This is a genomic window from Paenibacillus sp. FSL R7-0198, assembly GCF_038000415.1.
Taxonomy (GTDB): domain Bacteria; phylum Bacillota; class Bacilli; order Paenibacillales; family Paenibacillaceae; genus Paenibacillus.
The window spans coordinates 80,471-103,186 of sequence record NZ_JBBOCB010000001.1; the positions used below are offsets into that span (position 1 = coordinate 80,471).

General features: G+C 44.4%; 18 protein-coding genes. 11 read left to right on the top strand and 7 right to left on the bottom strand.

Annotation, left to right across the window (positions count from 1 at the left end; translation table 11 throughout):
• Positions 1–74: 74 nt before the first annotated feature.
• From MKY87_RS00310 to cydC, 5 genes are all read left to right on the top strand, one after another.
• Positions 75–1,469: an MFS transporter gene (locus MKY87_RS00310; RefSeq protein ID WP_340962449.1), complete on the top strand. Its 1,395-nt coding sequence runs from the start codon at positions 75–77 to the stop codon at positions 1,467–1,469.
• A 399-nt stretch (positions 1,470–1,868) separates the two neighbouring features.
• Positions 1,869–3,233: a cytochrome ubiquinol oxidase subunit I gene (locus MKY87_RS00315; RefSeq protein ID WP_339309453.1), complete on the top strand. Its 1,365-nt coding sequence runs from the start codon at positions 1,869–1,871 to the stop codon at positions 3,231–3,233.
• Complete coding sequence (locus MKY87_RS00320; protein WP_340962452.1) at positions 3,233–4,246, top strand: cytochrome d ubiquinol oxidase subunit II; 1,014 nt, start codon at positions 3,233–3,235, stop codon at positions 4,244–4,246. The genes MKY87_RS00315 and MKY87_RS00320 overlap by 1 nt, the downstream gene beginning before the upstream one ends.
• 14 nt (positions 4,247–4,260) lie before the next feature.
• Positions 4,261–6,084, top strand: a complete 1,824-nt coding sequence (gene cydD / locus MKY87_RS00325; protein WP_340962453.1) for a thiol reductant ABC exporter subunit CydD — start codon at positions 4,261–4,263, stop codon at positions 6,082–6,084.
• Positions 6,081–7,808, top strand: a complete 1,728-nt coding sequence (gene cydC / locus MKY87_RS00330; RefSeq protein ID WP_340962454.1) for a thiol reductant ABC exporter subunit CydC — start codon at positions 6,081–6,083, stop codon at positions 7,806–7,808. Before cydD ends, cydC begins: the two co-directional genes overlap by 4 nt.
• Positions 7,809–7,951: 143 nt before the next feature.
• On the opposite strand, the gene MKY87_RS00335 is transcribed toward cydC, so the two are convergent.
• Positions 7,952–8,227, bottom strand: coding sequence for a hypothetical protein (locus tag MKY87_RS00335; protein WP_047842994.1), 276 nt, complete (start codon positions 8,225–8,227; stop codon positions 7,952–7,954).
• A gap of 186 nt (positions 8,228–8,413) precedes the next feature.
• Here MKY87_RS00335 and MKY87_RS00340 point away from each other — a divergent pair, with 186 nt between their 5' ends.
• Positions 8,414–10,030, top strand: coding sequence for a helix-turn-helix domain-containing protein (locus MKY87_RS00340; RefSeq protein WP_340962455.1), 1,617 nt, complete (start codon positions 8,414–8,416; stop codon positions 10,028–10,030).
• A gap of 28 nt (positions 10,031–10,058) precedes the next feature.
• Positions 10,059–11,804 (top strand): cache domain-containing sensor histidine kinase, encoded by a 1,746-nt coding sequence (locus MKY87_RS00345; protein ID WP_339783877.1) that lies wholly within the window; start codon positions 10,059–10,061, stop codon positions 11,802–11,804.
• Positions 11,805–11,909: 105 nt separating this feature from the next.
• Here MKY87_RS00345 and MKY87_RS00350 read toward each other — a convergent pair whose 3' ends face one another.
• From MKY87_RS00350 to MKY87_RS00365, 4 genes are all read right to left on the bottom strand, one after another.
• A complete protein-coding gene (locus tag MKY87_RS00350; RefSeq protein ID WP_036615762.1) occupies positions 11,910–12,800 on the bottom strand; it encodes a carbohydrate ABC transporter permease in 891 nt (296 codons plus the stop codon).
• 18 nt (positions 12,801–12,818) lie between these two features.
• Positions 12,819–13,709, bottom strand: coding sequence for an ABC transporter permease (locus MKY87_RS00355; protein WP_340962456.1), 891 nt, complete (start codon positions 13,707–13,709; stop codon positions 12,819–12,821).
• Between the two features lie 89 nt (positions 13,710–13,798).
• Positions 13,799–15,403, bottom strand: a complete 1,605-nt coding sequence (locus tag MKY87_RS00360; protein ID WP_340962457.1) for a hypothetical protein — start codon at positions 15,401–15,403, stop codon at positions 13,799–13,801.
• Between the two features lie 186 nt (positions 15,404–15,589).
• Entirely contained in the window at positions 15,590–16,600 is a 1,011-nt protein-coding gene (locus MKY87_RS00365) for an alpha/beta fold hydrolase (protein ID WP_340962458.1), read from the bottom strand.
• 124 nt (positions 16,601–16,724) lie between these two features.
• Between MKY87_RS00365 and MKY87_RS00370 the strand changes: the two genes are divergently transcribed.
• Positions 16,725–17,609: a LysR family transcriptional regulator gene (locus tag MKY87_RS00370; protein ID WP_339783874.1), complete on the top strand. Its 885-nt coding sequence runs from the start codon at positions 16,725–16,727 to the stop codon at positions 17,607–17,609.
• Between the two features lie 111 nt (positions 17,610–17,720).
• The gene (locus MKY87_RS00375) at positions 17,721–18,185 is read left to right on the top strand and encodes an NUDIX domain-containing protein (RefSeq protein WP_165980276.1); all 465 of its coding nucleotides are present in this window, start codon (positions 17,721–17,723) and stop codon (positions 18,183–18,185) included.
• 171 nt (positions 18,186–18,356) lie between these two features.
• Here the strand turns inward: MKY87_RS00375 and MKY87_RS00380 are convergent, their stop codons facing one another.
• Positions 18,357–18,704 carry a winged helix-turn-helix transcriptional regulator gene (locus MKY87_RS00380; protein ID WP_091030382.1) on the bottom strand — a complete coding sequence of 116 codons (348 nt, stop codon included), beginning with the start codon at positions 18,702–18,704 and terminating at the stop codon, positions 18,357–18,359.
• A gap of 134 nt (positions 18,705–18,838) precedes the next feature.
• Between MKY87_RS00380 and MKY87_RS00385 the strand changes: the two genes are divergently transcribed.
• On the top strand, positions 18,839–19,753 hold the full coding sequence (locus MKY87_RS00385; protein WP_340962459.1) for a DsbA family oxidoreductase: 915 nt from the start codon (positions 18,839–18,841) through the stop codon (positions 19,751–19,753).
• 184 nt (positions 19,754–19,937) lie between these two features.
• Positions 19,938–20,510, top strand: coding sequence for a hypothetical protein (locus MKY87_RS00390; protein ID WP_339783872.1), 573 nt, complete (start codon positions 19,938–19,940; stop codon positions 20,508–20,510).
• Positions 20,511–21,132: 622 nt separating this feature from the next.
• On the opposite strand, the gene arfA is transcribed toward MKY87_RS00390, so the two are convergent.
• Positions 21,133–22,626: an arabinosylfuranosidase ArfA gene (arfA, locus tag MKY87_RS00395; protein ID WP_340967355.1), complete on the bottom strand. Its 1,494-nt coding sequence runs from the start codon at positions 22,624–22,626 to the stop codon at positions 21,133–21,135.
• Positions 22,627–22,716: the final 90 nt, after the last annotated feature.

Sequence of the window (22,716 nt, forward strand, 5' to 3'; positions counted from 1 at the left end):
ATAACATATAATGCGTTGGAATAAATGAATACGTTCAAGTAAGATAACAGCAGAAGAGAGAGAGAGGTGCACCAATGAACGTTCGAAATAAAGGATTGATGTTAGCTGTTGGACTTGGAATTATGTTGAATCCGTTGAATTCCTCCATGATTTCGGTGGCAATCTCCAGGCTACAACAAGTGTATCAACTTAATTTTACAGCCGTTTCGTGGATTATTTTATCATTTTACATTGCCAGTGCTGTCGCTCAACCCGTTATGGGCAAGTGTAGTGATTTGTTTGGCCGCAGGAAGATCTTCCTCATGGGTCTTGTTATTGTTTTTGTATCGTCCATGCTAGCTCCGTGGTCTCCCAGTTTTTCGTGGCTCATCGTATTCCGGATCGTTCAATCGATTGGCACAAGCATGATGGTGGCCGTTGGAATGGCGATTGTCAGAATGAACGTGACTGAAAAACAAGCCTCCGCCTTGTCCACCTTGGCTATATTCCTTTCAGGAGCGGCTGCAGTTGGACCTTTTATTGGTGGAGTATTGATTCATTGGTGGGACTGGCAGAGCATATTCTTCGTTAATATTCCGTTTGTCATGGCAAGCTTTTGGTTCGCCTGGAAAACAATCCCGAAGGACGAGCAATCTCCGTCTATCTCTGGTCACATGTCCATTCGGCAATGGCTTGCGTTAATTGACGCACCAGGTATCCTGATGTTTACGGTAGCTTTGGTGACTCTGCTCATCGGTTTACTTTCAGTAAGTTCCACAGGAGATATTTCAACATGGCATCTGCTGACAGGGGGGATCGGGTTAATCGCACTCGTCATGTTCATCCGACATGAATTAAAAGCAGGCACGCCTTTTATCCCTCTGCGAACGTTTGCCTCATATCCCGAGATGACTTGGATGAATGTGCAATACATGCTGGTGAACATCCTGTTTTACGCACTTTTTTTTGGAGTTCCTACGTATTTGAAGCAGGTACGTCATCTCAACGAAGTTCATACAGGAATGAGCATGCTAGCTTTGGGGTTATGTTCAGTCATTATTGCACCGATCGCAGGGCGCTGGATTGACAAATCAGGATCACGGCCAGCTCTGATTGTATCCGCTTCTTTAATGACATTTGGCTCTATATTGATCGTTATTATGAACGAAACTTCTCCAATCTTCATTGTCATTGTTGCCTTAGCTTTATTTGGAATAAGTAACGGCCTAAACGCGGTCGGCATGCAAGCAGCTCTGTTCAAAAGCACACCGAAAGAAATGATTGGTGTCGCATCGGGTATTTTTAATACATCACGCTACCTGGGAACCATCTTATCGTCGTTATTGATTGGGATTGTCATGGGAGATACATTTAATGTGACAGGATTTCAGATGCTTGGAATCATCCTTACGGTATTAGCTGCATCACTGATCATCATGAGCGTACGTCGCGAGGCAGGTGCGGTGAGTCCAGAGCAAGTAAGCAAGTAAAATAGCGAATCTGCCGTGCAATAACACGTTTACACCCAATGAATCAATAGCTCTATTGGGTGTATTTTTTGTTTTTCACCAAGTTGTCAGAAAGAGTTGATCCTTTCTTGAACGTTTAGGGTAGAAGACGTGTCTTTGATTGAATTAGGTAAAAATAAAGATATAATAATTTTGATTAATAGGCTTGGTTAGTACTTTAAGTGCATCAATATCAGATTTTAATAGGCATCCAATGCTTGTTATTATCGGGGGCCTACAGGAGTAAACGCATTATAGGTGTGGCAAGATATCGTCATACCTAACTTTGTGAAATTTTTCGCAACTTTGCATTGAGCTTGGCCAAATCTGATATTGAATGTTTCTAAATTGAACAGAGTTTGAAGGGAGGCAACACAAAGAATGGCTATTGATACGGTGTTATGGAGCAGGCTAGTGACTGGTTTGACGCTGGGATTCCACGTGATTTTTGCAACGCTGGGTGTCGGTGTACCTTTGATGATTGCTATTGCAGAGTTCATCGGCATTCGGAAGAAGGATCACCATTACATACTTATGGCAAAGAGGTGGTCCAGAGGGTTTGTCATATCTGTCGCGGTTGGCGTCGTGACAGGCACAGCGATATCACTGCAGTTGGCCTTGGTATGGCCGAATTTTATGAAGCTGGCCGGGAATGTCATTGCACTGCCACTATTTATGGAAGTGTTCGCGTTCTTTTTTGAAGCCATCTTCCTGGGAATTTACTTGTATACGTGGGATCGGTTCAAAAATCCGTATATCCACTGGTTGCTGACTATTCCGATTGTCGCGGGGGCAGGCATGTCTGCTGTTTTTATTACAACAGTGAACGGATTCATGAACCAGCCTGAAGGTTTTGTCATGGAAGCAGGTCAATTCATGGCAGTGAACCCCGTGCAAGCGATGTTGAATACGGCGACGTTCTCCAAAGTATTCCATGTATTAAGCTCGGCTTATCTGACAGGAGCTGCTCTGTTAGCCGGAATAGCAGCCTTTGCGATGCTGAGAAAAGGAGTGTCGGCCTACCACAAAAAAGGCTTGAATCTCATGATGGCCGTTGTGCTGGTATTCAGTTTATTAAATTCCTTAGCAGGAGATGTATCTGCCAAGTTTTTGGCTGAGCATCAGCCGGAGAAGCTCGCAGCTGCCGAGTGGCATTTCGAGACGGAAAGCGGCGCGGATTTGATTTTTTTGGGATGGCTGAATGCAGAACATGAAATTATAGGCGCTCTTCATTTGCCGAAACTGCTCAGTTTCCTTGCCTTTGGAGACTTTAACGCCGAGGTTACCGGGCTGAATGAATTTCCACCAGATGAACACCCGCCCTTACTTGTGCATTATTTGTTTGATCTAATGGCTGGAATTGGATTTGCTCTACTTGCTATATCAAGTCTGTACTTCCTGTTTGTGTTTTGGAAGAAACGTAATCAGTTTAACAAGTGGATGCTTCGTATGGTTGCACTTAGTGCACCGCTTGCTTTTCTGGCTGTTGAAATGGGCTGGTTCTATGCAGAGATCGGGCGGCAGCCATGGATCATCCGAGGTTATATGCGAGTGGAAGAGGCTGCTACTTCTTCACCGAGTGTAAGAATTTTATTTTTCGTCTTCTTGCTTCTATACATCGTGCTCGGCGTCATCTGTGTTCTCGTATTGAGACGTCTGTTCAATAATAATCCTGCGGAGCTTGAGATGGAGAAATGGTTGGAACAGAAGCATGATCAATCAGCCAAGAAAGGGGATCAGGCCTGATGAGTTATGAATTGATTGGTATATCCGTACTCTGGCTGTTCTTGTACGGCTATCTTATTGTAGCTTCTATTGATTTTGGAGCAGGTTTCTTCGCCTTTTATGCACGCCTGACAAAGCAGGATCACCTGATTAATCGTCTGATCTCCCGTTATCTATCACCGGTCTGGGAGATCACCAATGTATTTTTTGTCTTTTTCTATATTGGCATCGTTGGATTCTTTCCGGATACTGCTTACTATTATGGCTCCGCGCTGCTTGTTCCGGGAAGTATTGCCGTCATTTTGCTTGCTATTCGTGGGTCGTTCTATGCTTTCGAGAATTATGGTTCCAAAAATAACGTCGTATATCTGTTTTTATACGGGGCTACCGGGTTGCTTATTCCAGCGTCATTGTCAGTGGCACTGACCCTCTCAGAAGGTGGCTTTATTTTGAAGCAAGGGGATACCGTTTCCCTGGATTACTGGGCGCTGTTTACGAATCCATTATCGTGGAGCATCGTTGGTCTAGCCATCGTGTCCGTATTGTTCATTAGCGGATCATTTCTCACATTTTACGCTTCTCGCGCAGAGGACCATTCGGCATTGAAGCTGATGCGGAACTATGCTTTGTTCTGGAGCACACCGACCATTATTCTCGCGCTGACTGCATTTATATATTTGGGTCAACACAATGAGCGTCATTTTCAAAATATGATGGATTTATGGTGGCTGCTGGCGCTTTCCGTTGCATTTTTCATGATTGCCATGTGGCTGTTATATAACGGACGGCGTTACGGATTAGCTTTTATATGCATCATGCTGCAATTTCTCACAGCCTTTTTTGCTTACGGGATTGGGCAATATCCTTACATTCTTGATCCATACATCACCATTCAGAGCAGCGCCACATCACCTGCAATGGGCTTTGCACTCGTCGTTGTGTTTATCGGTGGTCTGTGCCTGTTAATTCCTTCTCTGATTCTGGTATTCAAACTGTTCCTGTTTGATGCGGATTATGTGAAAGGGAAAAAATAAAGGAGGAGCGTTCAATGAAGAGGAGAGCCAAATCCAATCTGATCTCGCAGCAAATGTCTTTACAACGAAAAAACAGGCTTCTCCTTGCGATCATTTCGCTGGCCCTTGGTGTAGCTATTATAAGCCAGGCCACCTTGGTGGCTGAAGCAGTCCAGCGAATCTTTGTAGAGAAAGCTTCCTTTTCATCCGTGGTCCTGCTGCTTGTCCTATTACTGGTTGTTATGGCTGTACGCTCACTGTTGTCGTATGGTAATGGGAAAGTGGGCTTGCATATGGCAGCACGCGCCAAGACGAATATGCGAGCATCTGTGTTGCAGAACCTGACCCGCGCTTCCATGCCTTCAACCCTGAGTGGACAGACGGGAGGAAAGGTCAGTGTTGCTTTGGATGCTGTGGATGAAGCCGACAGTTATTTCAGTCAGTACATGCCGCGAATGATGGAAGCTGCGATGATCCCGATTCTGATTCTGGTTGTTACGTTTACGCAGCACGCCAACACAGGCTGGATTATGCTGTTTACGGCACCGTTTATCCCGCTGTTCATGATCTTGGTTGGGCTCCAAACGAAGAACAAATCAGAAGAAAAATACGCGCAACTGGCTGAGTTTTCCGGTACATTTCTGGATTCACTTCAGGGACTGGTTACGTTAAAAATATTCGGACGGGCTAAACGTCAGCAACAGGAAATTGAACGCAGCAGTCTGGGGTATCGTGATGCTACCATGGGCATTTTGAAGATTGCATTTACAAATACGTTTATGCTGGAATCGATCGTGATGTTAAGCATTGGTATTGTTGCGCTTGAACTGGCTATTCAATTACTGGTTTTCAAATCGATGAGCTTCCACACAGCATTTCTTGTGTTGTTACTCGTTCCCGAGTTTTACAGTCTGTTGAAGAATACGGGAACGGCTTTTCACAGCGGGCGAACCAGTATGGGCGCGATTCGCAAGGTGGAACAGATGCTTGCGGACACAAGTTTCAAGAGCACACAAACGGAGAGGGAAGAAGGATCGGATCAGAGCGAATTAACCGATGTCGATACAATTGCAAGGACGGAAGAGCTCCGTACAGCTCGTGCCGAGTTGATTCCAATGCCACCAACCATTGAACTGGACCATCTCCGATTCCAATACACACCTGATTCCTTTGGACTTGAGACAGGACAGATCTCGATTGGACCGGGAGAACAGATCGCTATTGTAGGCAAAAGTGGATCAGGTAAAACCACGCTGCTCCATCTCATTGCTGGTTTGCTGAAACCAGATTCGGGAGCAGTTCTGGTTAACGGAAGCCAGCTTTTGCAACATGATGAGGCTGCATGGTTCGAACGTGTTAGCTACATTACACAGCATCCGTATATTTTTGCAGGTACATTTGCCGAAAATATCGCCATTGGCGCGGGTCGGAACGTCTCCAGAACTGAAATTGAGCAGGCTGCAGAGGAAGCAGGGCTTGCTAGCGTTGTTGCACAATTGGAGCAGGGATTAGATACGTTTGTTGGTGAAGGTGGCCGGGGATTATCTGGTGGGGAAAAGCAAAGACTTGCTTTGGCACGTGCTTTTCTGAAGCGACCTGCGGTTATTTTGTTCGACGAACCCACCGTTGGTCTGGATCTGCACACCGAGCGGGTATTACAACAATCCATTGCGGCATTAGCCAAAACGGCAACGATGATTACGGTGGCACACCGTTTATATACAATTCAACATGCGGACAACATTTTGTTTATGGACAATGGGGTATTGGTGGATTCAGGACATCATAAAGCGCTTCTGGCGCGCCTGCCTCAATATGCGGAGATGGTGGATGTACAACGGAAAGGAGGGTTAGCATGAATGAGTTGACGATTTTGTCAAAAGCGATGATTCAGGAGCGCAAGGATATCTTGCTTTCGATATTGGGCGGATTTATCGCCGGCATAGCAGGGGTAGCTCTCTTTTCCGCGAGTGGTTATATGATATCTCAAACGGTATTTGCGCCACCGTTGTACACCTTAATTGTGCTCACCTCCATGGTCAAACTGCTTGGTTTCCTTCGAGCGGCGAGCCGCTACGGTGAACGCTTGTATTCCCACAGGGCAACATTCTCCATGTTGAGCCGTTTGCGGACGTCCTTTTTTGCCAAACTGATCCCAGTAACGCCAGGTATATTGAACAAAAACCGAAGCGGGGATCTGCTTGCGCGGATCGTAGGTGATGTGGAAAGCTTGCAAAATTACTTTTTGCGGGTCGCGTATCCACCCATCATGGTCGTTATGGTGTTTTTGGCTACCATGCTGTTCACTTCGGCCTTTTCGATCTGGATTGCGTGTTTGTTAGTACTAGGTATGCTGATCACGGCATTTGTTGTACCAGGTATTGTCTTGTTAGGTCAGCGAAAAATACACGGGCGTGTCCGCCAGCAACGGGCCTTGCTTTCCACGGAAGTAACCGAAGTATTGTATGGTTTCCGGGATTTGAAAGTATACGGCCAATTGGAACAGCGTGAGCAACAGCTTCAGCGGGCTTCCGCTGCATTGGCAACCGAACAGAAACAAGCCGCTTCGCACCTGCTGCGAGGGCAATCTATGCACCTTTTTGTGACGTATCTTGTTACATGGGGTGTGTTAGCACTCAGCGCCTTCTTAATTGTGAATGGAGCGTTTGCGGGTGTATTCCTCGCCATGCTGATCCTGGCCACGCAGACCGTGTTCGAAGAAGCTGCCGCAATGGCTATATTACCTCTATATAAGCAGGACAGTGAACACGCCGCTCAGCGACTGGCTGAAACGGTGCCGACCTCCGATGTGCAACCTGTACAGCCAAGCGGTGAAGTGTCAGCCGATCAGGCGGTTTCGATTGAACTATCCGGTGTTAACTTCCAATATGAAGGGGAATGGAGACCGGCGCTGAGGGAGCTATCTCTGCAACTTGCAGCAGGCTCCAAAACAGCGATTGTCGGGCCGAGCGGGTCAGGTAAGTCAACGATTATCGATCTGTTACTCAAGCTGCGTATACCAACGTCTGGCGATATACGGATAAACGATGTTCCGGTGCAGGAACTGAATGAGGAGAGTATTTGGCAAAGGGCAAATGTTGTGTTGCAGCAAAGTCATTTCTTCCGGGGAACCATCCGGGACAACCTGTTGCTGAATGGAGAAGAACATTCGGATGAACAACTGTCGGCTATGCTGGATCAAGTACAACTGCCCAATAAGTTGTTGAGTGATTTGGTGTATGAAAAAGGGGAGAACCTGTCGGATGGTGAGAAGCAGCGGTTGGCTCTCGCACGGGCCATGCTGCGCAAAGGACGGTTATGGCTTCTGGACGAACCCACGTCTTCGCTGGATTACGTCACAGAGAAACATGTGCTCCAGCATCTTCTTGCACAAGCATCCGAAGATACATTTCTCCTGATCTGCCATCGGCTGACCGGATTGGAAGAGATGGATCGGATTGTGGTCATGGACCAAGGCAAGATTGTGGAATCGGGTTCTTATTCAGAGCTAATGGAGCAAAAAGGCTATTTTTATGAAATGAAACAAATTGAACGACAAATGATTGGAGACGCCGGGGCGTGAAAGGAATTTCAGTCTACTCAAGGTGTCGATAGTACTTCAATAAAGACTAAAGAACGTTACTGATGTTATCATCAATTAATCGTTCTTTAGTCTTTTTGTCTTTCTATTGAGAAGACTCGTTAAGCAGCAATGTGAATTCCCCTTCACATAACCGCAGATGATTCAGCCGTTTTATTTTTCTTCGCAAGCGGCTTTTTCCTCAGTGTCCTATCGTACAGATATGGCTTTCCGTGATATTCCCGTGCATGCTTTTGTTTCTGCTTTTTATGTATATCAACCTTGATCTCCAGATTGGCAACGTTATTCTGGAATTCAGAAGCAACTCGTTTGCACCATTTCAATCCACTTTCTTCAGACGCACTGAAATGAACACGTAGTAGATATCCGTTTACCGTTAATTCAAACTTGTATAAATTCATGATATGTATCCTTTCCAGACGGGCATGTTATGTTACACCAAATACGATAATCTGATTATAACAGGAACGTATGTTCTGTAAAAGTGTTATTTATGATACCCGCAATTCAATAAGGTTAGCTAGACATCTTTGCAAGAGTCCGTTTAATGGTAAAATATCTAAAAATGGTTCATGTTGGGGGATATCATGTATAAACTAATGATCGTAGATGATGAATTGCTCATGCGGGTTGGAATTCGTTCCATGCTGAATTGGGAAGAGTATAATTTCTATGTTGTGGGTGAGGCGGGAAATGGAAAAGAGGCATTAAGCCTTGCGCTTGAAGTGATGCCTGATCTAATTATTACAGATATCAAAATGCCGATTATGGATGGGCTGCAGCTTATACAAGAGGCCTCCTGCGTACTGAAAACCTGCAAGTATGTCATCCTGAGTAATTTTGACGAATTTCATTATGTGAAAGAGGCACTAAAACTTGGTGCTTCAGATTATTTGATTAAAAGCGAGATCACCGAATCCTCCCTTATTGACCTCCTGAGCACTGTTGGACAGAAACTGCAAAGTGAACATGTTCACCCAACCAACACACCCTCTATAACACAGGACTATTCCAAGAGCCTAAGATATCTAAAGGATAGTTTCTTCCAAGATGTTGTAAGCGGATTCATTAGTGAGGAGGATATCGTCACCAAAGCGGAAGAATTGCATTTTCGTATACGTTCGGACCAGTTGGTTGTCATGAAGTTCATCGTGAATTATTACGAGGATGCAAAGCGGAAATATGTAGAGAAGGGGGAAAAGCTGCTCCGATTTTCTATTCTTAATATTATGGAAGAGATCATTCCATCGAAGTGGGAGAAAGAGATTTTTGTTGAAAGTTCCTCAGAATATTGGGTGATCGTTAATGTACTTCCTGAGAGCCAATCTGTACACGCCGACTTGAATAAACTATGTAATAAATTGCTGTCTTCGATCAAGGATTTTATGAATCTATCGCTCACGGCTGGGGTAAGTAGAATGACTTCCGGTTTCCTTCACATCAGGAAGGCCTGCCAAGAGGCAGAAACGGCTCTAGAACAGGGTTTCTTCACAGGAAGCAACCAGGTATTGTATTACGAGCATATGGTTCAATCCCCAGATCGACATGAAGTTAAGGGGGCTTTAAGCCCGCAACAAGAACGAGATTTGTTGAAGTTGTGGGTAAGCAAAGACAACCAAAAGGCGGAAGAGTTCCTTGAAGGAATCCGATCCAATCTGGAACAGCTACGAGCAGATGAGAATAGCATTCGCAAGCAATATATCATGGTAATGGAAACGATACATTCCCATCTATCCCGAGCTACGGAAAGAGGTGCACCTTCTTTAACAGAGAAATCACCCTATGAAATCGTTCTAAAGGGGGAGTATTGGGAGGATATCCACCAAGATATGCTTGCTCATATTGCGTATTACTTCCAAACCGATTACCAAATCAAACAGGAAAGCACTTACACCGATCTCGCCACTGAATTGATCGACAAGTATTATGCGGAAGATATCTCACTGCAAAGTATCGCTAGCCAAATCAGTGTGAATCCGTCGTATCTCAGCCGTGTGTTCAAACAGGAACGAGGAGAGAACTTTATTACGTACTTGACCCGAGTTCGAATTGAACATGCCAAGGCGTACCTATTGAGCAGAGGAATGAGAGTGTATGAAATCGCAGAAAAGGTGGGCTACCATAATTACACGTACTTCAGTAAGATTTTCAAAAAATCGGTAGGTGTCACTCCTGAGGAATATCGAGAATTACAGCAGGGATGAATGTAATCGGTGAATAGAGGTGCAGCATATGAAGCATGTTCGGCCCTTCCGAATCAAGTACAAAATTATGGTGATCTGTATGACGGTCATTATCCTTCCGGTATTGGTGATGACAATCAATTCGTATTACTCCTCAGAGCGGTTGTTGGCACAGAACTATACAACGTTGCTAAACGATCTGGCCAAACAGACGAATATTCGCATTGACGAGTTCCTCAAGGAGATTGAGAAAATTTCGCTGCTAGCCAGCAATGGGCTTAGTGACAATCTGTCTGCGACTCATGAAGGGAGTTTTCCGATCCAGGATTTCCTGCGAGAGGGTGATGAACAACATGAGATTGCCGCATACAATATTCTGATGAATTATATCATGATGAAAGATCGCGTATTCTCCATTTACCTCTACAATATGAACGGGGGGCAAGACCTTTTTGTAAGTCCACATCAACCCATTGATCCAAACTTCAAAGTAGCAAACGAATTGTGGTTTAAAAAGTTTATGCATGATAGTGATAGAACCATTACCCTCACAACACGAATCGATGAGCAATTGGAGAATAAAATACTGGCAGTGTCACACGCTCGCAAAATTCATGATGTGACTAGTGGAAAACTGCTTGGCGTGATTGTTGTCAGTATTGATATCAAATTCATCGAAATCGTCAATCGAAACTTGCAGGAAGGGCTGCGCTCCAGATTCATGATTGTTGATGAGGATGACAAGATCGTATATAACGTGAATGAACGATTAATTGGGACACTGTTCCGGGACAACGTTCGTCCGCCTGAAGCACTAAATGTCGTGGTGACCAGTCCCCTTAGTCAGCAAAAATGGACAACGTACTTATATATGCCTTTGGATGAGCTGACTGCTGATGGCAAAATATTGGGCCGTAATCTGGTGACGCTTGCCATCGTCATTGTTCTTTTTGCTGCCGTAATATCCATCTTTTTATCTCACGTGATCACAACTCCCATTAAGAAACTGCTACGGAATATTGCTCTAGTCGAGAAAGGTCAGTTTGAACAAGTTGAACCTATTGGCTCAAAAGACGAGATTGGCCATTTATCCATTCGATTTAACAGAATGTCGCATGAATTGAAGCGGTTGGTCGAACGGATGCAGCAGGAAGAAATAGAGAAAGCCAAGGCCGAGATGCGTGCGCTCCATGACCAGATCAAGCCACATTTTCTGTATAACACCCTTGGGTCAGTGAAATGGATCGCCTCGATGCAGCAGGCTGACAAAATCGTGGAAATGACCGATGCACTAATCTCGATGCTTCGCTATGCAACAAAATCCGATGGAACGCTCGTAACCATTCGTGAAGAACTCGATAATATTACGAATTACGTAACGATTCAAAATGTCAGGTACTATGATTGTATTCAAATGCGATATGAGGTTGAGGATAGACTGCTAGATTATCGCATGCCCAAAATGATCCTGCAGCCCATTGTGGAGAATGCGATATTTCATGGACTCGCTGAACTCGAAGAAGACGGAATCATTACCATTCGGATTCAATCACAGCTGGATGAAGTTGTGATCCAAGTCTGCGATAATGGCGTCGGTATGGATCATCATACGATGCAGAATCTATTGGAAGAAAAGTCGGGTGCAAGTACGGGAACGAATGGGATTGGATTGCATAATGTACAGCGGCGGATTCAACTTCATTTCGGTAAACCCTATGGAATACAGGTGGAGAGTAAAATGGGTGAAGGCACCATTTTCTCCATTCTGCTGCCTGCCATTATAGAAGCCAAATAGTCATTCATGCTTTCATTTATACATCTCATAATGCGGTACAGCGATCATAAAAATGAGTTTAGATATAAACAAAGGGCTCGCAGTATGAACTGCAAGCCCTTTTGTTCACCCTTTGACGCTACCTAGCACCAAACCTTTGGTAAAATATTTTTGTAAAAACGGATACACGAGTAAAATCGGAATGGCACCCAAGAACATCTGAGCGGCGCGCCCCGTTCTGGCGTTCATCATGGACAACAGCTGCGTATAATCTGACCCAGATTTCAGCATGATTTGCTCAAAACTTTGCAGGAGGGTCTGGAGGTAGCTTTGCAATGGATAATTGTCTGGATTGTTCATATAGATAATGCCATCGAACCACGAATTCCAGTGGGCAACGATACTGAACAAACCAACCGTAGCGAGAGCGGGCTTGAGAAGTGGTAGTAGAATACGAAGCAATACCTGTACAGGCCCAGCACCATCGATAATTGCTGATTCTTCAATCTCCTCGGGCAGCCCCCGAATGAAATTCATGAGGATAATCATACTGAATACGGGGAGGGCCCCAGGCAGGATCAGAGACCAGATGGAATCGATTAGTCCCATTTTCACGACCACTAGATAGGTTGGAATTAGTCCTCCACTGAATAACATGGTTATTATGAAAAATCCCATATAGATATTACGCCCCATCAATTTTTGTTTGGATTTGGAGAGGGGATAAGCTGTGAGTACGATCAGAACCAGATTCACCAACGTTCCGATAACGGTTCGTTGAATGGCTACCCAGAGAGAGGAGAAAAATGATCCTCCAGTTAATGCAAATTCATAGGCTTTTGTCGTAAATTCCACAGGCCAGAACGTAACACTCCCCGCAGATACAGCCGCGCTGCTGCTGAATGAAACAGCCAGCAGGTTGATAAACGGCAGGATACATAGGAGAGAGATTAGAAGCAATATGGTGTAGTTTATGATAAGAAATACACGCCTGCTCATACTTTTATCATAGATCATAATGTGAGTTCCTCCTTCTTAGAAGATACGATAACCAGCCACTCTGTAAGCCAAGATATACGATACGGCAACCAGAACACTGGAAATGATCGATTTGAATAACCCGACAGCGGTACCAATTGAATACTGTGCCTGCTGAATTCCCAGACGGTAGACATAGGTATCAATAATATCACCGGTCTGATAGACAACAGGGGAGTAGAGATTATAGATCTGGTCAAAGCCAGCATTGAGTACGTTTCCAAGTGAAAGTACGGTCATTAAAACAATGGTTGGCATGAGGAGAGGCAACGTAATGTAGATGGTCTGCTTCCAGCGTTTGGCTCCGTCGATCACCGCGGCCTCGTAAAGCCCCGGATCAATACTGGTCAAGGCTGCCAAATAAACAACCGTGCCAAACCCGAAACCTTTCCATATGTCACTGACAATCATCGTCCAAGGAAAAATAGAAGGTGTGCCAAGAAAGGAGATCGGTGCAATACCAAATACACTTAGAAATGTATTGATAATGCCGTCGGAGCTAAGGATATCCAGCATGATGCCAGCCATAATGACCCAAGAGAGGAAGTTCGGAATGTAGACAAGTGTTTGAAATGTACGTTTGATTCCACTGTGCAGTACCTCGTTAAGCAGTAATGCGAAAATTACGGGCACGATTATACCACCGATAATCTTAAAGACAGACATGTACAATGTATTCCAGATCGTTCTTACGAAGTTCGGCTGATTAAATATGTGGGTGAAATTATCCCATCCTACCCATGGCGAGTTAAAGCCGAGGCCCGGATTGTAATTCTGAAATGCAATAATAAGTCCATAGAAAGGGATGTAACAAAAGATGAAGACCAAGACCAGGCTTGGAATCAACATGAGATGGTAAGGACTCTGCTGCTTCCATTTTCTCAACATTCATATTCCTCCGTTCATCGTACGCCAAATGTAATCGCTATCAAATAAAGGGGAGAGATCCCCTCATCCCCTCTTTGTGACAAACGAGATTATTTCTTCCCGTAGGCTTCATTAACTGCCTGGGTTGCATTATCGCCCCCGGCTGCGCGCCAATTCTGGACAATAACATCGAAATAATCGATACTTTCGCTACCCATAATGATCTTGGTGAAACCTTCGGTCAGGATATCATCCAAGGTTGTGCCGTAGCTTGAAAGTATTTCTGGCGTAACACCCCATAAGGCCGTTTTTGTATAGTTCTCGCTGTCCAGTACTTTCTTGGCAAGACCATACGCATTCTTTGGAGCCCCTTGTTGCAAATAATCACCAACTGCTCCTGGGGTTGCATTCTCCATGAATTCCACACTGTTGTTATATTTTTGCCACATACCCGACGTCGTGAGCCCACTGGTATCCTTGGATTGAAGGGCAGCGGAGACCGCCTCAAATTGCTCGTAATCGGAATTCGGATTAAGTACACGGAACGCTCCAACAACATGGGCAATATCGTTGTCCAGCAAGGCGGATAACGTTTCTGTGGATTCCTTGCCATTGCCTTCATCCACAATATAAGCATAGTCGTTCAAAATTTTGATTACTTCTTCAGGGCTTTTAAATCCCTTTTTCATAACGATATAATTGTTGTTGGCGAAGAAAATGGATTGTTTGGCTTCTTTTCCATCAACGGTAGGGATGATATAAGGGTAGAAGATAGCGTCCTTACCCAGATTGGATACTGTGTCGACACCCGGATTATAACCCCACCACTGGTAATAAGGCTGCATGCCCACTTTGCCGGCTACAATGTCCGCGTTCATCGCATTAAAGTCTTTGATTGCAAATTCCGGATCAATGATGCCTCGCTTGTACCATTCTGACCACTCAGCCAGCGCATTTTTCATCTCAGGCTGCACGGATCCGTACACGAGTTTTCCATTGCTATCCTCCATCCACATATCCGGATGCGCATTCCATGCAATGGCGAGCAGGTTGAGGTAATCCAACGATTGGTCTACCGCTATACCATAACCACCGTGCTTTTCCATGAATTTTAGTGCGATATTTTTGATGTCTTCCACAGATTTCGGATCTTGGAGTCCCAATTCTTCTTTCCAGTCGTTCCGAATCCAGATGAAGTCTGGTTGTTCAATTAATCCCCAGTGCATCTGTGGTATCCCGTACAGCTTACCGTCCTTCTTTCCAGATTCGTAACTGTCTGCATCTGCTTCCATGTAACCTTTGAGACGATCTGAAGCGTATTGATCAAAGACCTCGGAAAGGTTCATGACCATATCTGCTTCGACTAACTGTCTCAGTTGTGATGGATTAACTCTGAATACGTCAGGAAGATCGTTCGATGCGATAGCCAAATTGAGTTTTGTATCGTACTCATCGCTAACCCAGTCTGTTTTGACGTTGATATCAAACTTCTCTTTGTATCGCTTAATCCATACATTGTTGGTGATATCGTCGCCCTTTGGATATTTTGCTGAAGTGTATTCTGATGTTACGGTGTGAATGGTTGTCGTTCCAGCCTCGTTGGAATCCGTGTCCGTTGTTGAACCTTTATCAGCACCGCTTCCATTGCTACAGGCTGCGAGTAATAAGGTTGACATGCACACAGACAAGACTAAGGCTTTCGTTTTCTTGTTCATTTCTTTTCCCCCTTATCAGTCATATTTCAATAACGCTTACTTGAAAATATTCTAAACGAGAAAGGGGGAACGTGATATAAAGGTTATTGACGAGAAGCGGTATCTTTTTTTACTTTTGAGTTGTGGCGGAGAAAAGAATAATGAGCTTTGTGCACTTTTTTTACTTTGAGCTCCTTCTTTTTTTACTCATGACTCCAAAAATTCCTTTAGATGACGATCGATAACGATTGAATCCTCTTCGTTTGCTCCGATTCCAAAGCAGTGTCCCCACTTGGACTCTATAGGTTGATACAGCGCGTTTGGCATATGCTGAGCATCATACGCACTATCTTCTGGCGTGAAGAACAAGTCACTTGATCCTGGCATAACGAGTGCAGGAGAAGTGATCTTGCTTAATGCCTGTTCGAAGTTGCCGTCATCTACGGGATTATCGCTAATGTCTCCATATATTCCTGTACGCAACATGGTAATCAAGTCGTTAGCATCAAAGGGAAGAAATACCTGATCCCAGTAATCTTCTACATAAGATTTCAAGGTGTCGAAACCCTCAGATTGATACAATTTCTCCAAATAGTACGCCTGCGAGAACCCCCATGGAGCATAAGCTCTTCCCATCGCTGCGAGACCGGCAACCGGTGGGCGTTCATATCTACCATTTTTATAATTCGAATCTGCCTGTAATGCCGCGATCATTGCTTCGAATACCAACTGTGTATGGGGTCTGCTCTTTGCCGTTCCGCCAAAGGGGGCAATACGTTCGACCATCTCAGGATAACTGGTTCCCCATTGATAAACCTGCATGGCTCCCAGCGACCAGCCCACAACAAGTTTGATTTTGGAGATACCGAATTTTTGAGTGATGAGTTGATGTTGGGCATGCACATTGTCATACATGGAGATCATAGGGAAGTTATTCTTATCATATGGGGCAGGGGTATTACTTGGAGAAGACGATAACCCGTTACCCAACATATTGGGCACAACGATAAAATAACGACTGGGGTCCAGTGCCTTGTCTGTTCCAATTAACCATTCATTATCTGTGTGAATTCCAGCAAACCATGTTGGGACAACAATAACATTGTCCTTTGCCGCATTTAAGTTTCCATAGGTCTTGTAAGCGATAAAGGCTAGAGGGAGCCGTTGTCCCGATTGAAGTAATGTATCTCCTAGGTTATATGTTTCATAATCGTTCATAGATTGATTCTCCTTATAAAATAGTAATAACTTGATTTCACTCTACAATACGTCTATTATCAATTCAACGAAACGTTATCGAACATATCATTCATTTATTTTGAACTTAGGGGGTGCCTGACTCATGGAAATACGCCAGCTAAAAACCTTTTGGACACTTGCATCGACCTGCAGCTTTAGTCAAACTGCTGAATTATTGAGCTATGTACCGTCTACCATAACCATGCAAATCAAATCGCTGGAAGAAGAGCTTGGGGTGAAATTGCTGGATCGATTAGGCAAAAAGGTTGTGTTAACGGATGCTGGCCAACAGTTTCTGCCGTACGCCACTAAGATTTTAAACGATGTAGAGGAAGCAAAGTGCATATCCACTCAGCACGGAGAATTGGCGGGAACGGTGGTGATCGGAGCAGATGAAGTGCTGTGTGCATATCTTCTTCCAGCCTTGTTCAAACGCTTCCGAGCGGACTATCCTGGTGTGCGGTTATTGTTCCGCCCCTTGTCTGGGCAAGAGCTTAAATCAAGTCTGAGAGAAGGACATGCCGATGTCGTTTTTGTATTGGATGAGCCTATAAATTCCAAAGACCTTCATTCAGAGTTTTTAAAGGAGGAGACCTTTCAAATGGTCGTTTCTCCCGATCATATGTTAGCATCGCGTTCCGCGTTAGTTATCGATGACTTCCACAAACAGCATTTTTTGCTGACCGAAAAGAACTGTTCGTATCGCACTTATTTTGACCAATCCATAACAAAGAAAGGTGCAGATGCTCTGACAGAGCTGGAGTTTCATAGTGTAGAAGCCATTAAACAATGTGTTGCGGCTGGTCTAGGGATCGCTTTATTACCTGAAATGGCTTTGAAGAAAGAGTTGAGCGATGGGGAAGTGGTTGCTCTGCCGTGGGATTTATCAGATGTATCCTTTTCTGCGCAAATGCTCTGGCATCGGGAAAAATGGATCTCTCCGTCTATGGCTGCTTTCATGGAGGTCGCCAAGAGTGAGTTGATTTGATTGTTCAGAATTTGTTTAGATGTATGTGTTAAAATATTCTTCATGGAGATCGTGAGGTTAAATGGAATCAACCTTCAACAACATGATACAGATATATATGGGGGATTAGCAATGGAGAGAAAGATTAGAAATTCTGCAAAAGCATTGATCATTAAAGACGGGAGAATGCTTGCAATGAAGCAGGATGATAATGATGAAGTCATCTACATCCTGCCTGGTGGGAGCCAGAATGCAGGCGAAACGCTGACGGATGCTGTGAAGCGTGAAGTTGCGGAAGAAATCGGAATAGATGTAGAACCATTATCACTGGAATTTGTCATTGAAGGGGTATACGGTGAAGCTCTTCATCGTGTAGATTTTGTTTTTTTATGCGAGTACATAGGTTTGATGGACCAAGATAGTTCTATTCTGCCAAGTGACGAAAACCAAGTGGAATATGAATGGCTCGAAATTAAAAATATAAACGAACTACCTTTATTTCCTTCAAAATTACGAAAGCAGATCATTAGATTGGTTGAGGGAGAAAAAACGGTTATGTATTTAGGAAATGAGGAAGATGACGACCTGAATAGTTAGATGTGTACACGGATGTGTTATTCGTCAAAAAGCGGCCGTCTTGTATTTATAAAGAAAAGGCTATTTCAAAGGACATGATGGTCCAGTGAAATAGCCTTTTTGTCGTTGAACAAAGTGTAGAGAGCGATTCAAAATGAGCATCTATGCTAAGGGGTTACATTAGGCCAGGAGTTATATTTCTTGTTGCTTCACACCTGCTGTCATATTTTTCTGACCCCATATTACCATGGATTCAATTAAAGGAACCAATTCCTTGCCTGATTCTGTGAGCGAATACTCCACTCTCGGTGGCACCTCGTTATATTGCTCCCGATGCACGATGCCGTAATGAATCAAATCCTTCAAACAGTTCGTTAACATCGTTCCGGTAATGCCAGGCAGTCTTCTTTTTAATTCATTGTAACGTATACAGTCATTTTCACTGAGGATTGCCAGGATCGGAAGATTCCACTTGCCTCCAATGACCTGAAATGCATAAGTCGCTGGACATAACTGATCAAAATTAAACTCGTATTTCACTTGATACCCTCCAATAGTATACTTTTTGATACTAAGTCAGAAAAAGAATCGTACTTGTTCAGAAGATTGTAGACATTATAATCAAACTAACACAAGAAAATCAATTCATAAGACAATATAAAGGCGGGATACACGTGAGTAACGAATCTATGATGTGTGATCTGGAAACAGGTGTATGTGGTGTGAGCGAAGAAGAGGCGATGCAAGAAATCAATCTGAATCACGTTGAGAAAAGGATAACTCTTTATTACGCAACAGATCCGATCTGCTCTCACTGCTGGGCGCTTGAGCCTGTGCTTCATCGGTTTATTGAGGAATACGGTCATTATTTTACGCTGCAAATTAAAATGGGTGGGCTACTGGCTAACTGGAATGGTTTCTCGGATGGCGCTAACGGGATTCAGAAACCTTCAGATGTTGCAGAGCATTGGAAGGAAGTGGGTGAACATTCACGCATGCCCATCGACGGTTCCTTATGGCACGATAATCCAATACTTTCTTCCTATCCGCCATCTCGCGTATTTAAGGTCATTCAGAGTACGCACCCTGGTAAAGAGCAGGACTTCTTAAGACGTGCGCGTGAAGCCGTGTTTGCATTCAATCGAAATATTGGAGAAGATGATGTGCTGATGGATATCGTCAATCAACTGGGCTTGAATGGAAAAGAAGTGGTTGAGGCGGCTGCAGAGCAATCTGCACAAGAGTTATTAGAGGAAGACTTTGAGAGTGTCGCTAGTTTGGGAGTTAGAGGTTTCCCATCAATTATCATTGTGAATGAAGAGAACCAGGGTATAAAAATTGTCGGAGCCCGTTCGCTTGAAACATATGTGCAAGCACTTCAGCAGGTGCTCGGTGGTGATCTGAAACCCAAACAGATAACCTCGTTGGAGCAGAAAATCAATGAGGGACACCTTCTTTTTTCTAAAGAAATGGAGGTCTTGTACAATATCGAAAAGACTGATATTGAATCATATGTGAAATCTGAATTGGCAGAGCACACATATCGTATGGGTCATATCTTGAATGAGATGTATATCGAGCATATCTGAGACAGGAAAAACAAGAAATCGAATTAACACATTTTTACCGAAGGATTATTATCAATATTGATATGAGCCTCGATCCGGTGGGATTTTAAATATCCGCAGGCGACACGGATGTGTTATTCGCACAGGCAAGTCGTCCACCCATTGCGTAGACTGAAGTAGATCAAGTCAAGTGGAGGTGAATTCCATGGCTAAAACCAATGAAATACACGTCCGGGTGAAACGGCTCAAGGATCGCCCAGTCTGCGTGACTCTTCATAATGGCGAGACGTACGTCGGGTACATCTCTGGCGTTAACAGCGAAGGCGTAGTGCTTACCGGGGGCGGAAAGCTTACTCAGGCCGCAATCACAGCACCCTCATCTGAAGGCAGTGCTCGCAAAACCAAACCGAAAGCAGGGGCTACAAGAAAAACAGCATCCGCTCGAAACCGTAAACGGGTGAACAGCACACGTAAGTCGCAAGTACGATCCCGGTCGATGTCTCGCTCAACGTCTAGGCAAGCCCAGGTATCATCTTTCATGCCTATGCTAGGCTCATTGTTAGGTGGCTTTGGCGGTGCAGGCTCGATTGGAGGTATGTTAGGCGGTGGTATGCGGTTGTTTGGCATGATCCAGCGGTTTACACCTGTGGTCAAAATGGGGTATGGCATGATTAAGCAGATTCAGCCATTTATGGGGGCAGTTCAAGGGCTGATGACTCCAGCAAGCCAAGCAGCTCAGGCTGAAACCGAAGGGGAAGAGGAAGCACAACAAGGATAATACTTGAAATGAAAATCGTGAAATAGAACACAAGCTTCGTTGCATTTGGGAAGGAAGCATTGCTAGTATGTTGGGTGATTTGATCTTTTTCTGATCTGATCTGTTTTGTTCTGTTCCTTATCTTCTCCGCTAGATGCTTCACTGCAAGCTGCTCTCCGTACGCCAAACGGAGGGTGGCTTATTTGCTTGTGCTGTATATGAGGAGCGAACCAGCTCGATTTAGCATGCTTGCTCAGTGCTAACGAACCTCAGAAACCTTATTCGGGTCAATATCAAGCCATTAAAATTCTAACAAACATGACAAACCCTATTCGCTGCAAAATGTAAGATATAGTGTGGAAAAGGGGCTGATTCTGCAGCATAACTTCTCCTGTGTTTGATAGAATTAAAATCCGCCCGAACCGGGTTAAATAAGACTCCCTGTGTTCGTTAAATTCGTTCGTTACGAGGAATAAAAAATGAGGTTTCAAATACGCGTCTAACATCTAACTTTGGAACTGTGTAGTTCGGCGGACTACCCTCATACAGCAAAAAGCACCGCGCGCTGGAAGCTGCACGCGGTGCGAAAAACAATGCTGATGTTGCAGAGTAGGAGAAAATTCTATCCCGCTCTTATTATTTATTACGCCTGTTTGGTTTTGAGGCGAATGACGTTCCACGACGCTTTGTTCAGTACAGCTTGCACTTTACCTTGATCCACGGTTGTGTGCCCGCCGTTGTGCGGAAGGACATTGCGTGGGTTTTCTTTCGTATTGGTTGCTTTCAGATCGTTATTCTCTAGTACGATATGTTCCACAAATGTGGTTTCTCCGAAGGAACGCAGGTCTACGTTAAGTTCCAACTGCTCATCCAGATGTCTGTTCACCGCAAAGATTGTGATCGTGCCGTTCTCTTCATCATGCACACTGATCGCTTCGAGATAAGGCACATCTGTAAAGTCTTTGGAATCATATTTAGGTGAAGTTGTGATGGATCGCAACACCGTACCACGACCGAAGTTGGATGCATGCATGAACGGGAAATACGTCGTCTGGAACCAGATTGCTCCGTTATTTTCTGTCATGATTGGTGCAATGGTGTTAATCAACTGAGCAAGGCAAGCCATTTTTACACGATCGGCGTGCTTGAGTATGGTAATCAGGTAACAGCCCACGGCTAGTGCATCTTCATGTGTGTATACATCTTCAAACTCTGGAGGAGCAATCTGCCATCGTTCTTCCATACGGCTTGTGCCAATGGATTTCCAGACATTCCATTCATCCAGAGACAGCATCAATTTTTTCTTGCTGCGTTTTTTGGCTTGTACAAAATCACAGATCGAAGCCACACTATCAATAAATTGATCCAGATCCAGCGATGTCGCCAGGAAGTCATACGTGTTGTCTTTGTTATTGTTGTAATACTGATGCAGGGACAAGTAATCCACATTTTCATAGGTGAGATCCAGTACGGTTGCTTCCCAATCTGCAAATGTACTCATGTCACGGCTGGAACTGCCGCAAGCCACAAGCTCGATTTCAGGGTCTACCCATTTCATCGCTTTAGCGGTCTCATTGGCAATACGTCCATACTCATGTGCGGTCATCGCACCAATCTGCCATGGTCCGTCCATTTCGTTACCAAGACACCACGTTTTGAATTTATGCGGGTCCTTGTAACCATGAGAGATACGCAGATCACTCCAGTATGTGCCAGATGGGTGGTTGCAGTATTCGACCAGGTTTCTGGCCGCATCAATGCCGCGAGTACCCAGATTTACAGCCATCATCACTTCGGTTCCAACCAGTTTGGCCCAATCTGCAAATTCATTTGTTCCTACCGCATTTGTTTCAATCGTCCACCATGCCAGTTCAAGTCTGCGTTTACGCTCCGCTACCGGACCAACGCCGTCCTCCCAATTGTAACCGGATACGAAATTGCCGCCCGGATACCGAACGATGGGTACGTTCAGAGCTTTGATCGCTTCAATGGCATCCTGACGGAAACCTTGAGCATCCGCAGTAGGATGACCTGGATCGTAAATACCGCCATATACGGCGCGTCCCAGATGTTCTATGAATGAACCATAGACACGTGGATCAACTTCAGCAATCTGAAAGTCTTTATCAATAAGCATTTTGGATGTAAGCAATGAGAAAACCTCCATAGAATTAATTTTAGGTGTGTAAGAAACTTTATTTCACGATGAGTTCGCACAAAAGCAAAA